A 14,848-nucleotide genomic window follows, 5' to 3' on the forward strand; every position below is an offset into this window, starting at 1 on the left:
CCGCCCCTACATCGATCGGGGCGGAATCAACATCGGCGGCATTCACACGAATTCAACGTTTCACGGTGTAGGGGCGAACCTGTGTGTTCGCTCTCCCTCCCAATGCGGGTTCGCCAATTGTTTCTCGGGGGATGGGATCGGGGTCGACCACGCGGTATCGCGGCCGGCATGCGCGGTATCGGGGGACACGCGCCGTCAGGGCGGACACGCAGGTCCGCCCCTCCATTGATTGCGATTATAGGATTTATGCCGTTTTCAAAACGATTTTCCCGCGCCCCTCTCGGGCGCCGTCATCGGCATATCGGTTGAGCGCAAATTCGATTTCATCGGCAAGACCGTTGATCAGACTGCCGGTGGAACGCTCCCGTCCGCGTCGAAAGCCGATATGGGCATCGGTCTCAAAGGTCTCGGCCAAGCACCGCATCTTCATGATCGTCGACGTCAGCTCTTCCTGAATGTTCATGATGCTCTCCTTTCCCAATCTGTTCATCTGGATGGTATTATTGGCGGATTTCCGGTTCGGTCGCGGTATGACCCTTTACCGGCCGGAATATGGTCGCCATGTTCACTTTTATTAACATGCCGTGCCAAAAAAATGATGCCTAACGGTATTCCCGGCACGCCCAGATCACCCGGCCGATGATCCGGACGCCCGCTGCGGCGCCCCCCTCGAGACAGACCGGCATATAGCGAGGGTTGTCGCTGTGAAGAACAAGGGCGTTCGGTTGTTTTTCGATCCGCTTGACCATAATCGCTTCATCAACTCCTACGGCATAAATAACCCCCGCCGCCACTTCCGTCCGGGACCGGTCGACGAGAACCATGTCCCCGTCCTTCAACTCAGGCTCCATGCTGTTGCCGGACACATCCATCAGCACCATCCGACGGGGGTCGCCTTTTTTCGCCAGCCACGCCCTCTGAAAAGCAAAATACCGCTCGATGGTCGAGGCGGTTTCAAAAGAGCCGCCGCCTGCGGACAACCGGGCCGTTACCTTGGGAATGTTGAAAAATTCCCCATCGGGACCGTTTCTTGAGAATGTAGCGCCCTTGCCGCTCTCGAGCCATTCGGGGCTCAGGCCGTATTTCTGGGACAGCTTCAGAATCCATCTTTCGGGAACGACACCCTTCCGCTTCGCCTGGCTGACAGCCGCCCGATGAATGTTCAAGACCGATGCCAACTCGTTTTGGGAAGCAATGCCCGACGCCTCGAAGACTCTCTGAAGAAACGATTCGAAATGGGATGATGCCATGGTTTTCTTAAAAACAGTATCTGTTGAAACGAAGATTATATGCCCGTATGAGGATTCCATAAACAATTAATGTTAATTTCAGTTAACATTGTTCCCTGCGGAATGCAAGCACTTTTTCGATACGAAACAGGAGCGGCATCCCTCTCTTTGCCTGTAAGAAGACCGCATGAAGACAACAGCGTCCGGTCTGATCTGATGGTCATTATCAACGATGTCGGTCTGCCATAAGCCCGATGCCCGACCTTAAATTCCGATCCCCCGGGTTCACCCGAACCGAAGCAGCGGCAAAAACGCCGCAACGAGATTGGACCCCGCGCCCCTATCCGAAAACCCGGCTACAAGCTCGACATCCCCGGATCGGATCAGTGATCGTCGATCTCGACAGCTCCAGATCGGGAATCTTCCGGAAACGATATCTTTTCAATACGGACGGGCACGGCTTTCAGGAGGGGAAACCCGCTGATGGGGTCGTTGACGTCGCCGAAGGTGAGAATATTGGCCGGATGGTCTTCCCAGCCGTGGTAAACCTCCACCACCCCGCGACGCAGCTCCGCCCGATGGACGATACGGGCCGCGACCTCGATGGACCCCAGCCGGGAGGTGAGGCGGACCGTCTCCCCATCGGCAATTCCCAGTCCGGCCGCATCGTCGGGATGGATTTCGACCTCGGCCCGGGTGTGGACCAGGCGGAACTTGGCGATATTCTGGTGCCGGGAGTGGTAAAAGAGGGTCATCCGGGCCCCGGTTGTCAACAGGAAGGGGTATTCCTCGGAGCGCTCCCGGATGTGAAGGGGCTGGATGTATTCGGGAATCTCGGGAAAACCCAAAGCCTTGAGGTAACGGGAAGCGAACTCCACCTTGCCCGACGGCGTGGGCAGGGGCGTCGTCTCGTGTTTTCGGAACCGGACCGGCTGATAGACAATTCCCTCGGGATGGGCTTCCAGATCTTCAAGGGAGAGTTCCGACGGTGCCAGAAGATACCGGTTGACGTCGTCCTCGGTTTCCCAGGGGAAAGATTCTTCGCCGAAGCCAAGGCGGTGGGCCAGGTCGTGCCAAAGCCGATATTCGTTATGGATGCCCGGAATTTCAGCCACCTTTTGAGTCAGATAGACCCGGTGGTACTTGATGTTGCAATGGATCTCGGATCGCTCGAGGAAGGTTTCGGCGGGCAGAATGTAGTGGGCCAGCCGGGCGGTCCGCGTCAGAAAAAAGTCGTTGACCACGAGGAGATCGAGATTCCGGAGCGCGCGCTCGACCTTGAGGGTGTCGGGGTGGGTCACCACCGGATTGGCGGCGGTGATAAGGAGCCCCTTGAGGGGATACTCGCCCAGGCCGAGCATGTAGTCCATGGCGGTCATGGTGTGACCCTCGCCGGTGAAATCGTAAAGCACCGGAAACCGATCGGCGCCGATGGGCCTCGGCCCTGACAGGAGTTGCTCCCGCCGGGGCGAGAGATCCGACAGCGGCATCTTTTCAGGCCAGTAGAGGCCACAGTCGATGTCGAGCGCCCCACAGAGGCAGGAAAGGATGGTGATGGCCCGAATATTGTTGACGCCGTTTTCATGATGCTCCAGGCCCGTGCCCATATAGATGCTGACCTTCGGCAGACGCTCAACCAGCATATCGGCGATGGTCCGCACGACGTCGGCGTAGATGCCGCTTTCGGCTTCCACGACCGCCGGGGTGAACCGCTCGGCATAGGCGGCGATTTTTTCAAAACCCACCGTGAAGCGATCCACGAAATTTCGGTCGTATCCGCCGGATTTGATAAGAAGATGGATGAGGCCCCACGCCAATGCGCCGTCGGTGCCCGGGCGGGGCTGAGCGAAGATATCGGCCCAGCAGCCGATGGGGTTGAGGCGGGGATCGATCACCACCAGACGGGCGCCCTTGCTCCGGGCATCGGCGAACTCTTTCATAAAGGGCGGGTGGCACACGGGAGGATTGCTGCCCAACAGCAGGATGAGGCGGGCCGAGGCAAAGTGGGGATAAGGATTCCAGAACCCCGTAACCAGGCGATTGCCCAGGTAGCGACCGTTGAAACAGGACGAATCGTTGGAAAAATAATTGGGCGATCCAAAGCCGTGGATGAAGCGGCGGACATACCCTTCCTGCTGAAGAAAACCGACGCCCTCCCCTTTCCAGACCCCCACCGACCGGGCCCCGCACCGGGCTTTGAGGTCCGCCATGCGCGCCGCGATCTCATCCAACGCCTGTTCCCGGTCGATGGCGATGAAAGATCCGTCAGACATCCGTTTGAGGGGGCGATGGATCCGGTCGCGGTGATAGAAGTGCTCCAGAGCGGTCTTTCCGCGAGGACAGATCCGGCCGTCGTTCACCGGATTGCTTTTCCCCGGAAGAATATCGGTCATGATGCCGTCCCGAACGACAACATCGATGCTGCAGCGGGTATTGCACATCCGGCAGAGCGTCTTGACCGTGCCGTTGCTGATGACCGTTCGCGCCTTCATTCCGATGTCACGTCCTTCTTTTCCACGGCACGGATCAATAAGGTCGTTTCGGACTTGTCCCGGACCTGGCGGCGCTTGATTTCCGCCAGTTCGTTGAGATCGCCGAAATGGAGCGCCTGGGCCATGCACACCTGGACGCATTCGGGACTGCCGCCGCACAGATCGCACTTGGCCGCGACCCGAATCCGGGGCTCCATGTTGATGTTGCCGAAAGGGCAGGCAATGACGCAAACGCCGCATCCGACGCACACCTGCTCATTGACCACCACCGCCTGGGTTTCGGGATCCCGGGAAAGGGCCCCGACCGGACAGGCCTTGAGACATGCCGCGGACCGGCACTGAAGGCATGTCGACGTAAAGATCTTGCGCCGGTCCATGTCCACCGACACCCAGATGTTGGGGGTTTGTCCGTTGCATTTCCGGGCCTGATGAAAAATACAGACACGCTGGCAGCTCATGCATCCCAGACATCGGTTGACATCGACATAGACCACCTTCATCGGGCGGTGTCTCCCCTCGCAACCTGCCGACGGACATTTTCCCGTCGACGGGTGTTTTTCAGAAAAAAGTTGTATATACAGAACAAATAATTTTTAAGCCCATTGTGAACGACTGTCAAGGAGAAAATACCCCTCGACTTTTGACAGAAAAAATAATATGATGGTGTAATTTAAAAGTGTTAAAATCCTTCACATCACAGCGTTCCCCGGATCTTGGCCCGTATAGACAGGTTTCGCCCCGGACTTTCGCGATGGCGCCCGGAAACCGCTGCCGGCGGAAAACGACCGATTCCCGTCGCATCGCGGCTGAACACCGGAGCGTTTCGTCAAAAAGATACGACAAGGGGGGATTGCATCGACGGAAGGACAGCCATGACAACGACGAAAAAGGCACCCAAATACCAAAAAATCAAACAGTATGTGCTCCAGGGAATCGCATCGCACAATTTCATTGACGGCGTTCCTTCGGAAAACCAGCTGGCGGAAAAATTCGCCGTAAGCCGGATGACCGCCCGGCGAGCCCTGGACGATCTGGAAAGAGAGGGCTCCGTCGAAAGAATTCCCGGGAAAGGAACCTTTGTCCGTCGCTCCGGACACTACACCCAGGGGTTTTTCCGGGTGCGGCCCTTTCGGAAATGGGCCGAGGACCTGGGCGCCGACCTTCGAACCGAGGTGCTTGAGTCCCGGGTCGTCGACCCGCCCGAGGAGATCGCGGAAACCCTCCGCTATTCGGGCCAGATGATCCGGCTTTGCATCATCAATTATCTCAACGACATGCCCGTCCGGTATGCCGTCCGGTATCTCCGCGCCGACCAGTGCGCCGACATCTTGTGGGAAAACCTGGCCGAAAACTCCATTCACGACATTCTCATCAACAAATATCGCCTGCCGCTGACACGGATCAGCCAGTGCATGACCGCAGTCGGGTTGCCGGAAAACCTCTCCGACCTGTTCGGTGAAAAACCGGGATATCCGGTCTTTTATTTTCAGCGCACCGTCTATTCCTGCGAATCTCCCGTGACCTACGTAGAGTATTTCATGCGGGGCGACATGGCCTTCAAGGATACCTTCACCCCCATGCTCGAAGCGGGGGATTTCCATCCGGAGACGTCCTGACCCCCCGCCTCGGCTGTATAATCAGGCAGCGTCCGCTCTCCGAGGGCGGAGAGACCTTCCGGGAAACACCGCACGGCTGAGATTTCAAGTCCATCCATATCGAGAGCGGGAGGTTTGGAAGGCTTTTCCCGCTTCGACGCCCTCGACGACATCGGTCCCTCCCGTCTTTCAGAAAAAGATATTGACAAACCCGCCGCCGTCCATCTATGAATACGCAAGCTGTATATACAGCTGAGCAACCCAATCCAATCACTGACGATCGCGCCCAATCCGGCCCGGTCGCCGATCAACCTTCTCTGAAAGGGAACGGACGATGTCACTGGAAGCCCTGAGCAAGCTCGTCGAAGACGGGGAGAGCGAGGACGCCCGGGAAGCGGCGAAGCAGCTGCTGTCGGGGGGGCGTGATCCCCTCGAGATGATCGAATGCATGACCCGAACCATGGCCCGCGTCGGAGACCGGTTCGCACGGCTCGAAATCTTCCTGCCGGAGATCATGCTCGCCGGCGAGGCCCTGTCCGCCGTGGTTGATGAAATGGCGCCCCACCTCGAAAAGGCCGGGGGACGCCAGATCAAGGGCAAGGTGGTGTTGGGGGTGGTCAAGGGAGATCTCCATGAAATCGGCAAAAATATCGTCAAGCTCATCCTGGAGACCAACGGATTTCAGGTCAAGGACCTGGGCTACAATGTCGATGCGCTGACCTTCGTCAAAGAAGCGGAGGCCATGGGCGCGGACATCATCGGCGCCTCGTCTTTGATGACGACGACCATGCCCCGACAGAAGGAGATCATCGATATTCTGAAGGAGATGGGCCTCCGCGATCGCTACAAGGTGATTATCGGCGGCGCGCCGACCTCGCGGCTCTGGGCCGACAGGATCGGCGCAGACCTTTACTGCCCCGATGCGCGGTCCACCCCGGACCTCATCGCCGAACTGCTGAAATAATGCCCTCGGCCTGAAAGATGTCTGGCTGACGGCAGAGACGACCTCGGGAGCGGCGCCGTCAATCCCCGCGACCGCCGGCACCTGAAATCCGCGTTGCGCCGCACATATCCAAGGAGGACACAAGATGTCGACCGCCTATCGCATGTGGGAGATCCTGGACCGGGCCAAAACCGGGCCCTTCATGGAAGAGGAGGCGTTTCTCCCGAAACGCTTCACCCCCACCCTCAGGAGGCTGATCAAAAAATACGAAATCCGATACGATCCGGCGACCCCATGCCCCGCCGACGACGCCATGGCCGACCGCATATGGCAGGCAGGCTGGGAGCTTTTCCGTGAGGTGGGATACTACAATACCGACACCCATCGCATCATTCAGGTGTCGGACGAAGAGATCGGCGAGGCCCTCTACACCGCCCGGGATTGCTATTGGGTGGGGGCCGGCAGGGACGGTCGGCGCTTCGCCCATCGCAAGGTGGAGGATCGGACCCCGCCCTTTTGCATCATGAGCCCGGACATCACGGTGGATGAAAAATACCACGCCTCCATGTGCATGGCCTACCTGAAAGAGCCGCTTTTGGACGGGCTCTGCGGCCCCATCCTGGAAGAGACCTTCGGCCGCCTCATCGAATCCGCCGGGCCGACGGAGATCAGCGGCTGCATCCAACACATCTACAACCAGAAGATGGCAGCCCGGCTCCTGGGCCGTCCGGACATCTTCATGGTGGCCGTCGGCACCGCCGAGCACGACACCGGCCAGATCGCCGTCTCCAACGAGCAGTGGGGCGTTCAAAAAACCGATGCCCGGCTGGTGGGAGGGCTCACCGAGTTCAAGACCGCCGATACCCTTCTCAACCGATCCCTCCATTACGCCCAGTACGGCTGCTACACCGGCCATCTCACCGGCCCCATCTACGGCGGCTGGTGCATGGGTTCCGAAGGCACGGCCGTCACCATCGTTGCTTACAGCCTCATCGGGCTTGTGGTTCACGGCGCCATATTCAATCAGCATTTCCCGTTCCATCTCAATCTCGGCGCCAACACCACCCGGGAACTGCTATGGGCCATCGCCATGGCCGGACAGGCCCTGTCCCGAAACAGCAAGCTCATCTACACATCCAACGGATTCGCCAACGCCGGCCCCATGACCGAGATGCTTTTTCGGGAGACCGCCGTCCATGCCATGGTATCGACGGTCTGCGGATGGAACCTCTGGGAGATGGCCTCCGCCCGGAACAAATACCGGAACCGGGCCACGCCCCTGGAGGCCCGGTTGGGATGCGAGGCCGGACACGCCGTAGCCCACGGAGGACTCACCCGGGAGCAGGTGAACGAGATCGCCCTCAGGCTGCTCGCGACCTATGAGGACCAGGCGGCCGAAGCGCCCATGGGTGCTGAATACGCCGAGTGCTACGACGTCGACAGGGCCGTCCCGACCATGGAACATCTGGACATGTACCGGCGGGTCAAAGACGAAATCGCAGCCCTGGGCGTCCCATTCCCTTATTGAAGAAGGAGTGATCATGGCCAAACAGCTGCTCATCGACGCCACCCTGGGACGACGGACCGCCATACCGCCCTGGGTGCCGTATGCCGGCGTCAACTGCGCCCACCTCATCCGGGAAAAGGCGGACCGCTATTTCAGGAATCCCGATCTGATGGCCAAAGGCGTAGTGGAAGCGGCCCGGACCTACCGGGCCGACGGCATCCCCCTCCTCTTCGACCTTTCTCTGGAAGCCGAATCCGTGGGGTGCGGGGTGGAGTATTGGGAGGACAACGTTCCCTCGGTGCGGACCCACCCCTGCGACAAGCAGCCCCCTGAGGTGGTGGGCCTCGCCCTGCCCGAAAAAAGCAGCGGCCGTTGGCCCGTGGTTTTCGAGGCGGCAAAAATCGCCAGGCCGCAACTCGATGCAATGGACTGCGCCATGCTGGGCCTCATGACCGGTCCCCTGACCCTGGCCTCCCACCTGGCCGGAGTCCGCATCTTCACCGCCGTCAAAAAGGATCCGGCTTTCGCCCATGCGGTCATTCGCTTCGCCGGAGAGATCGGCGCGCGTGCAGCGGCGTTCTATGTGGAGATGGGCTGCGACGTCATCGCCATCGTCGACCCGGTAGCCTCCCAGATCCGTCCCGAGACCTTCCGGGAGTTCGTCACGCCCAATTGCGCCGCCAGTGTCCGAACCATCCACGCAGGAGGGCGCGCCTCCTCCTTCTTCATCTGCGGCGACTGCACCAAGGTGGTGGAGGCGGTATGCGACGTCGGCACGCATGCCTTTGCCGTGGACGAACAGATGAATCTCAATTTCATCCGTGACATCGCCCGGAAACACGGAAAAGGCTTCGGCGGCAACCTCAAGCTCACCCTGGCATTGAGCCTCGGGCTCATCTCCCCCAGGGAGGACGCCCTTATCAGCCTGGCGGCAGGGGGGACCCACGGCTACACATTCGCTCCCGGCTGAGACATCCCCTTCGATACTCCGGCGGAGCATCTCATTCAGGCTGTTGAAGCCCGGACATTTTTCGACGAATATTATCCCAAGTATCCGGCGCCGTAATCCGGTCCCGCATCCAGGAGCGCCCTGCCATGACGGAAAAAATCCATATTGACGTCCTCACGCTGGACAGCGTCCAGTGCGCCGCCTGCGGCTACATGATGGAGTCCATCGCCGCTCTGCCCCCCCAAATCCAGACGCTGATCGAATATCGGGAGTGGTCCGTCAAAACCGCCGAAGGCGTCGCCCGCTTCACCGCCCTCAGGGGCAAGGTGCTGCCCACCATCTGTATCGAGGGCGATCTCGTCTTCCAGAGCATCATCCCTCAATACGAGGAGCTCATCGACGCTCTGGCCGCACGGGCCCCCGGCGAGGCTGTCCGGGATCGGCTTCTCTCCCTGCGGGATGCCGGATTCGATTTTGATCGGATCAAGGAGAATCTGGAGAAGGCCGGGGCCGGCCGCAACACCCGAACCGGGAAATGACATGGCGGCACTGCTGATCGAGGTGACGTTCAAACACCAGGCCTATCTTCCCAGTCGGCTCATGAGCGACGCCGTGTCGGCCGTGCTGCCCCGCTACGGGGATCGGGTGGCCTATCGGCCGGTGGACCTTGGATCACCCGCCGGTCGGGATCGATTTCTGCGCCTCTCCGTCGACCTGTTCGGCGAAACGGCCGTATTCCGGGGTCTCAAGCTGGCACCCATTCCAGGCCTGTTCATGAACGGTCGGCTTGCCTTCGACATCATACCCCCTCAGGACGATCTGGAGGCGGCCATTGAAGACAGGCTGAATACCGGGATCTGAAAGCCGACGCAGCATCCGCCCCCTCGATCTTCGGTTTTCAATCTATCCACCTGAATCAAGGAGCTCTCCGTCATGAACACCGTCATCGATGTTTTCCTGATCACCGGTTTTCTGGGCAGCGGCAAGACGACGTTTCTGAACCATTTCATAGATGCGTTCCCGCCGGAGCGAAAACTCACGATCCTCATGAACGAATTCGGGGAGATCGGCATCGACGGCATCCTCGTCGAAGGGGACGATCTGGACATCCTGGAAATCAATCGAGGCTCGATTTTCTGCGCCTGCGTCAAGACCGACTTCATCAAGGGGCTCGTCAGGATCCTTGAGGATATCCAGCCCGACATTCTGGTCATCGAGGCCACCGGAACGGCGGATCCCGGAGACATGAAACGGGATCTCAGGCTGCCGATTTTCCGAAACCGGTTTCACTTCCGGGACCAGATCTGCATCATCGACGCCGCGAACTTTCCGGCCGTATACGAGACCTTCGCTTCGGTGGAAAAGCAGATGACCGCCGCCACCTGCTTCGTCGTCAACAAGATCGATCTGGCCGAAACACTGGAGATTGAACGCATCCGGGAGATCATCCACAGGCATCATCCGGATCCGACCGTCTTCGAAACCGTCTTCGGAAGGATCCCCGTCGGGCGGTTCACGACATGTCGAAATGAAGCGGATGCGAAGACATCCTTCGCCAAAACGATCCGCCGCGAGGCAGACGTCGAGGCGGCCATAGCAGCGCTGCTGAAAGACCCGTTCCGGGTCACTCTCCCGCCGGATGCGCTCTCTTCCACCGTCTGGACCCTGAAGGAAGCGACGACGGAAGCCTTCCACGCCCTGGTTCGACAACTGCCGTCCCGACTCTTGAGGGCCAAAGGATTCGTTCGCCTGAACGGAGAGATCCGCCTCTTCAACTGGGTTATGGGCCGACCGGAGATTATAGCGGCCGACACCCGGGAAATCCCGGATCACATCCTGGGCCGCCTGGTCTTCATCGGATCGGCCGACGTTCTCCGTGAGTTGTCGACGCTCGGCCGACATCACCCCCTCGTTCTGGAACCGGCCTGATCCGGAGTTTCGCGACGTCCCTGCGGGCGCGCGGTCCATGTTCTGAAAAACATCTTGACAAGAATGGGTATTCTGGCCAAGATAAAAGCTGTTTCGTTCGGGGGCGGGCGGATAATCCCCGATCAACGGCCGGGATTTACATGGACGGCATCCGCGGATCGGCGCATCTTGTGACATCGGGAAGCCCGGCACATCAGGCGCTCGGAGATCCTACAGGTGCTTAACCACTGGCAGTCGACAAACGGGCAGAGATGACAACGGCACCCCTCCACCTACGAAACAAAGACCGGCGAAGAATCATCCGATCCCCCCTGTTCGATGTTTTCCAGTTCGCCGTTCTGATGATCGTCGTTGTCTGGTTTTTTACCGAGAGCACGGGGAATCTTGGGTACAACTGGCAATGGTACCAGATTCCCCAATATATCGTCACCCGAAGCGACAGCGGTCTACAGGCGGGGCCATTGCTCCAGGGACTCGTGGTCACCTTCCACATCTCGGCCGTCAGTCTGGTGCTGGCCTTTGCCATCGGGTTGGCGACGGCCCTGTTCCGTCTCTCGAATGCCTTCGTGGCCCAGATTCTGGCGCGGTTCTATCTGGAAACGAGCCGCAACACCCCTCTCTTGATTCAGCTTTTCTTCATCTATTTTGTCGCGGGACCGGTTCTGGGTTTGGGACGATTCCCGTCCGCGGTTCTGGCGCTCAGCCTCTTCGAAGGCGCCTACGCCTCTGAAATCTTCAGAGCGGGGATCGTCTCCATTCCCCGCGGTCAGTGGGAGGCAGGATACAGCCTGGGTCTCAGTAGGTTTCAGATATACCGAACCATCGTTCTTCCCCAGGCCGTCCGACGGACGCTGCCCCCCTTGACCAGCCAGGCCATTTCGTTGATCAAAGACTCGGCGCTGGTCAGCACCATCGCCATTTACGATCTGACCATGCAAGCCCAGGCCATTATCTCCGAAACATTTCTCACCTTTGAACTCTGGTTCACCGTGGCCGCCATGTATCTGGCAGTGACGGTGACCCTTTCCGTCATCGTCAACATCATGGAGAAGCGCTTCAAGGTGATCACCTGATCTCCGGAAAGGACAGGCGTGGAACGGCAGTTCGTGAATACCACGGCGTCACGGGGCGCATTGATTTTCAGCAACCCCACCCCGTACGGATCGACAGCCGGAAGGCGATGTCGCGGCCGGCGGGACGATACCATCCCCCACGGGAGGATGCATTGAAAGGAGAACACATGAAAAAAACGACGATTTTTCTGCAAGCGGCACTATTGCTCGTTCTGGCGGCCGGCATGGCCGGCTCCGCCGCAGCCGGTAAACTCCAGCAGGAACTGGTTCAGGAAAGCACACTGGAGCAGGTTCTGAAACGAGGCGTCCTTCGGGTCGGCATGGATACCTTCGAACCTTGGGCCATGAAGGATAAGAACGGCAACTTCATCGGATTCGAGATCGATGTCGCCAAACGGCTGGCCGAGGACATGGGTGTAAAAGTGGAATTCGTACCCACGAAATGGTCGGGTATCATCCCCGCCCTCCTGACCGGAAAATTCGACGTGATCATCGGCGGGATGGGCATTCGTCCCCAGCGCGCGCTCAAAGTCAACTTCTCCATTCCTTACGATTACTCGGGCATGGCGATCGTCGCCCACAAGGAAAAGGCAGCCGGCTTCAAGTCTCTGGAGGACTTCAACAAGCCCGAGGTCCAGATCGCTTGCAAGCTGGGCACCACCGCCGTAATGGCCGCGAAGAAATTCATCCCCAAAGCGACCCTGCGCCTGTTCGACGACGAGGCCCAGGCCTATCAGGAGCTGCGGAACGGGAACGTCCATGCAGTGGTCGGGTCCGCGCCCCGACCCGCCTATGAAACACTGGCATATTCGGACACCCTGTTTCTGCCGATCCAGGGGACCTTCACCAAGGAGCCCATCGGTTTTGCCCTGCGCAAGGGCGATTTCGACACCCTCACCTTCTTCAACAGCTGGATCACTCATGTCACCGATGAGGGGTGGTTGGCCGAAAAACACCATTACTGGTTCGATACCCGGGACTGGGCGAACCTGATTCAATGAGCCGCATCGTCTCCGGCCTCCCGACGATGGAGGCCGGCGGCGGCGATCCGTACCAGGGATGGGGCGATTCGACCGCATTCCCTTACTTCAAAGACGCGGCTGTTCGTCTGAAACCGCCTGAAACGGAAACGATTCCCCTGTGCACAAAAAACCATCCAAGATCTCTCTTCTCGACATCACAGTCATTCTCATCATCGCGACCCTTGCGGGGTACATCGTCTGGCGACTGACCATGCAGCTCAACTACAAATGGAATTGGGGCATCATCCCCACCTATCTCGTCCGGCGCGATACCGACGGCCATTGGGTCGCCAATATCCTCCTGGAAGGGCTCTGGACGACGCTTCGCCTCAGCATCTGGGCCACCCTGCTTGCGGCGATTCTCGGATGGTTCATGGGTATCATGCGGACAACCCGAAGGCTTTTCAACCGCCTGATCGCCCGCACCTACGTGGAGCTGATCCGCAATATGCCGCCGCTGGTTCTGATCTTTATCTTCTACTTTTTCGTCAGCGATCAAATCATGCCGATTTTGGGGGTTGACGCGTTCATCCGGTCCCGCTCCCCGCAAACCCAGAAATGGCTGGCAGTCTTTTTGGCCGAACCCAATCGCTTCACCGCCTTTGTTTCCGGCGTCGTCACCATCGCGGTATTTCAGGGGGCCTATATCACCGAAATCGTCAGATCCGGTATCCAGGGCATCGAGAGGGGTCAGTGGGAGGCCGCCGAGGCCTTGGGATTTTCCTGGGTCCAGAAGATGCGCCACGTCATTCTGCCTCAGGCCGTCAAACAGGTGCTGCCGCCCCTGGCCAACGAATTCATCAACACCATCAAGTATTCATCCATCGCATCGGTCATCTCCATCCAGGAACTCACGTTCCAGGGGCTGCAAATTATGGCCGCCACCCATGTCACCATCGAGGTCTGGCTTACCATCACCGCCATGTATCTCGTCATCTGCCTGATGCTGTCCATGGCCGTCCATCGCTTGGAGCGGCATCTCGCTCGAAAGGGCGCCTGAGGCCTCATCGGAATGGAATTCGGCAACGGTACCCCGTAAAACGACAAAAGGGCACCCCCCGCTTCGGGGAATGCCCTTCTAAAATCGAAAAATCAGTCAGCCCGCAGGTTACACGGTCTTGACGTTCACCGCGGCGGGACCTTTCTGGCCCTGCTCGATGTCAAAGGTGACGCGGTCGCCTTCATTGAGGGATTTGAAACCGGTGGCATTGATTCCCGAGTGATGTACAAATACATCCGGTCCGTTTTCCTGCTCGATGAAACCATAACCCTTGCTGCTGTTAAACCATTTTACGATACCATTCGCCATCGTGACTTGCTCCTTAAACTAAAAAAAAAATTGATGTTCCTCATGTTCCTAACCTCGGGATGCCACTTTGACAAATGGGTCTTCCTTCAGTAATGAAACTGGCCGCACCATTATCCCGGCCATTTTTGAGTTAAACTATATTAGTGCCTGCTCGAAATAAAGTCAAGCAAATAATCGACAGTCATCAATATTCAATCCCCTTCTGGGCCGAAACACCTTCGGCGAAAGGGTGTTTGACCGGATGCATCTCCGTCACCATATCCGCCGCGGCCAGGAGTTTTTCAGGCGCATCCCGTCCGGTGATCAGAACATGCACGTTTTCGGGCCGTTGTTGAAGAAACGCGATGACTGTGTCTTCATCGAGCATACCGTACTTGAACAAATAGGTCATTTCATCCAGGATCACCAGCCGATATTTGCCGGAAGCGATTCTTTCCTTGGCCGTCTCCCAGGCCGACAAAGCCAGGGCGGTGTCTTTTTTAAGGTCGTCGGATTTCCAGGTGAACCCCCGGCCCATCACGTTGAAATCGATCAGGTCGGCCAGGCGAGCGGCCGTTTCGATCTCACCACAGGCCCAACCGCCCTTGATAAACTGAATTATGGACACCTTGAACCCATGCCCGACAGCCCTGAAGGCAAGCCCCAGGGCTGCGGTGGTCTTTCCTTTTCCATTGCCGGTGTTGATCATCAACAGATTTTTTTTCATGCCGTTCCTGTTTTTCAGGGGCGTCATCCGATGGAACCCCATATCCGGTCGCAAGCGGCCGTTGTCATCGTCGCCGATGGGGCGCCGTCCCGCT

Annotated in this window: 17 protein-coding genes; 11 read left to right on the forward strand and 6 right to left on the reverse strand. The window is 58.6% G+C overall.

Annotated elements, in window-relative coordinates:
* Positions 1-229 (forward strand): hypothetical protein (locus AB7S84_RS08915; RefSeq protein ID WP_428153980.1); only part of this gene is annotated, 229 nt, incomplete at its 5' end.
* Positions 230-244: 15 nt separating this feature from the next.
* On the opposite strand, the gene AB7S84_RS08920 is transcribed toward AB7S84_RS08915, so the two are convergent.
* The 4 genes from AB7S84_RS08920 to AB7S84_RS08935 form a co-directional block, all read right to left on the reverse strand.
* A complete protein-coding gene (locus AB7S84_RS08920) occupies positions 245-463 on the reverse strand; it encodes a hypothetical protein (RefSeq protein WP_020875876.1) in 219 nt (72 codons plus the stop codon).
* Positions 464-602: 139 nt separating this feature from the next.
* Positions 603-1,250: a LexA family transcriptional regulator gene (locus AB7S84_RS08925; protein WP_020875875.1), complete on the reverse strand. Its 648-nt coding sequence runs from the start codon at positions 1,248-1,250 to the stop codon at positions 603-605.
* A 362-nt stretch (positions 1,251-1,612) separates the two neighbouring features.
* Positions 1,613-3,721, reverse strand: coding sequence for a molybdopterin-containing oxidoreductase family protein (locus AB7S84_RS08930; protein WP_020875874.1), 2,109 nt, complete (start codon positions 3,719-3,721; stop codon positions 1,613-1,615).
* Positions 3,718-4,221: a 4Fe-4S dicluster domain-containing protein gene (locus AB7S84_RS08935; RefSeq protein WP_020875873.1), complete on the reverse strand. Its 504-nt coding sequence runs from the start codon at positions 4,219-4,221 to the stop codon at positions 3,718-3,720. The genes AB7S84_RS08930 and AB7S84_RS08935 overlap by 4 nt, the downstream gene beginning before the upstream one ends.
* A 372-nt stretch (positions 4,222-4,593) precedes the next feature.
* On the opposite strand from AB7S84_RS08935, the gene AB7S84_RS08940 reads away from it, so the two are divergent.
* The 10 genes from AB7S84_RS08940 (at position 4,594) to AB7S84_RS08985 (ending at position 13,739) form a co-directional block, all read left to right on the forward strand.
* Entirely contained in the window at positions 4,594-5,337 is a 744-nt protein-coding gene (locus tag AB7S84_RS08940; RefSeq protein ID WP_020875872.1) for a GntR family transcriptional regulator, read from the forward strand.
* A gap of 313 nt (positions 5,338-5,650) precedes the next feature.
* Positions 5,651-6,280 carry a cobalamin B12-binding domain-containing protein gene (locus tag AB7S84_RS08945; RefSeq protein ID WP_020875870.1) on the forward strand — a complete coding sequence of 210 codons (630 nt, stop codon included), beginning with the start codon at positions 5,651-5,653 and terminating at the stop codon, positions 6,278-6,280.
* 124 nt (positions 6,281-6,404) lie between these two features.
* Positions 6,405-7,787 carry a monomethylamine:corrinoid methyltransferase gene (locus tag AB7S84_RS08950; protein ID WP_020875869.1) on the forward strand — a complete coding sequence of 461 codons (1,383 nt, stop codon included), beginning with the start codon at positions 6,405-6,407 and terminating at the stop codon, positions 7,785-7,787.
* Between the two features lie 13 nt (positions 7,788-7,800).
* Positions 7,801-8,736, forward strand: a complete 936-nt coding sequence (locus tag AB7S84_RS08955; RefSeq protein WP_428153986.1) for a uroporphyrinogen decarboxylase family protein — start codon at positions 7,801-7,803, stop codon at positions 8,734-8,736.
* Positions 8,737-8,861: 125 nt separating this feature from the next.
* Positions 8,862-9,254 (forward strand): hypothetical protein, encoded by a 393-nt coding sequence (locus AB7S84_RS08960; protein WP_020875867.1) that lies wholly within the window; start codon positions 8,862-8,864, stop codon positions 9,252-9,254.
* Position 9,255: 1 nt separating this feature from the next.
* Positions 9,256-9,576: a hypothetical protein gene (locus AB7S84_RS08965; RefSeq protein WP_020875866.1), complete on the forward strand. Its 321-nt coding sequence runs from the start codon at positions 9,256-9,258 to the stop codon at positions 9,574-9,576.
* Between the two features lie 72 nt (positions 9,577-9,648).
* Positions 9,649-10,644, forward strand: a complete 996-nt coding sequence (locus AB7S84_RS08970; RefSeq protein WP_428153988.1) for a CobW family GTP-binding protein — start codon at positions 9,649-9,651, stop codon at positions 10,642-10,644.
* Positions 10,645-10,895: 251 nt separating this feature from the next.
* Positions 10,896-11,717 carry an amino acid ABC transporter permease gene (locus AB7S84_RS08975; RefSeq protein ID WP_020875864.1) on the forward strand — a complete coding sequence of 274 codons (822 nt, stop codon included), beginning with the start codon at positions 10,896-10,898 and terminating at the stop codon, positions 11,715-11,717.
* A gap of 167 nt (positions 11,718-11,884) precedes the next feature.
* Positions 11,885-12,718, forward strand: coding sequence for a transporter substrate-binding domain-containing protein (locus tag AB7S84_RS08980; protein ID WP_020875863.1), 834 nt, complete (start codon positions 11,885-11,887; stop codon positions 12,716-12,718).
* 139 nt (positions 12,719-12,857) lie between these two features.
* Positions 12,858-13,739 carry an amino acid ABC transporter permease gene (locus AB7S84_RS08985; protein WP_020875862.1) on the forward strand — a complete coding sequence of 294 codons (882 nt, stop codon included), beginning with the start codon at positions 12,858-12,860 and terminating at the stop codon, positions 13,737-13,739.
* Positions 13,740-13,847: 108 nt separating this feature from the next.
* Here AB7S84_RS08985 and AB7S84_RS08990 read toward each other — a convergent pair whose 3' ends face one another.
* Together AB7S84_RS08990 and cobO are read right to left on the reverse strand one after the other, a co-directional pair.
* Positions 13,848-14,048: a cold-shock protein gene (locus AB7S84_RS08990; RefSeq protein WP_020875861.1), complete on the reverse strand. Its 201-nt coding sequence runs from the start codon at positions 14,046-14,048 to the stop codon at positions 13,848-13,850.
* 184 nt (positions 14,049-14,232) lie between these two features.
* On the reverse strand, positions 14,233-14,754 hold the full coding sequence (cobO, locus tag AB7S84_RS08995) for a cob(I)yrinic acid a,c-diamide adenosyltransferase (RefSeq protein WP_428153993.1): 522 nt from the start codon (positions 14,752-14,754) through the stop codon (positions 14,233-14,235).
* Positions 14,755-14,848: the final 94 nt, after the last annotated feature.

Source organism: Desulfococcus sp. (assembly GCF_050178255.1).
In the GTDB taxonomy this organism is placed as follows: Bacteria; Desulfobacterota; Desulfobacteria; order Desulfobacterales; family Desulfococcaceae; genus Desulfococcus; species Desulfococcus multivorans.

Excerpts from the sequence above, each read along its gene's own strand:
- AB7S84_RS08920 (WP_020875876.1), bottom strand. The coding sequence starts at position 463 with ATGAACATTCAGGAAGAGCTGACGTCGACGATCATGAAGATGCGGTGC.
- AB7S84_RS08925 (WP_020875875.1), bottom strand. The coding sequence starts at position 1,250 with ATGGCATCATCCCATTTCGAATCGTTTCTTCAGAGAGTCTTCGAGGCG.
- AB7S84_RS08930 (WP_020875874.1), bottom strand. The coding sequence starts at position 3,721 with ATGAAGGCGCGAACGGTCATCAGCAACGGCACGGTCAAGACGCTCTGC.
- AB7S84_RS08935 (WP_020875873.1), bottom strand. The coding sequence starts at position 4,221 with ATGAAGGTGGTCTATGTCGATGTCAACCGATGTCTGGGATGCATGAGC.
- AB7S84_RS08940 (WP_020875872.1), top strand. The coding sequence starts at position 4,594 with ATGACAACGACGAAAAAGGCACCCAAATACCAAAAAATCAAACAGTAT.
- AB7S84_RS08945 (WP_020875870.1), top strand. The coding sequence starts at position 5,651 with ATGTCACTGGAAGCCCTGAGCAAGCTCGTCGAAGACGGGGAGAGCGAG.
- AB7S84_RS08950 (WP_020875869.1), top strand. The coding sequence starts at position 6,405 with ATGTCGACCGCCTATCGCATGTGGGAGATCCTGGACCGGGCCAAAACC.
- AB7S84_RS08955 (WP_428153986.1), top strand. The coding sequence starts at position 7,801 with ATGGCCAAACAGCTGCTCATCGACGCCACCCTGGGACGACGGACCGCC.
- AB7S84_RS08960 (WP_020875867.1), top strand. The coding sequence starts at position 8,862 with ATGACGGAAAAAATCCATATTGACGTCCTCACGCTGGACAGCGTCCAG.
- AB7S84_RS08965 (WP_020875866.1), top strand. The coding sequence starts at position 9,256 with ATGGCGGCACTGCTGATCGAGGTGACGTTCAAACACCAGGCCTATCTT.
- AB7S84_RS08970 (WP_428153988.1), top strand. The coding sequence starts at position 9,649 with ATGAACACCGTCATCGATGTTTTCCTGATCACCGGTTTTCTGGGCAGC.
- AB7S84_RS08975 (WP_020875864.1), top strand. The coding sequence starts at position 10,896 with ATGACAACGGCACCCCTCCACCTACGAAACAAAGACCGGCGAAGAATC.
- AB7S84_RS08980 (WP_020875863.1), top strand. The coding sequence starts at position 11,885 with ATGAAAAAAACGACGATTTTTCTGCAAGCGGCACTATTGCTCGTTCTG.
- AB7S84_RS08990 (WP_020875861.1), bottom strand. The coding sequence starts at position 14,048 with ATGGCGAATGGTATCGTAAAATGGTTTAACAGCAGCAAGGGTTATGGT.
- cobO (WP_428153993.1), bottom strand. The coding sequence starts at position 14,754 with ATGAAAAAAAATCTGTTGATGATCAACACCGGCAATGGAAAAGGAAAG.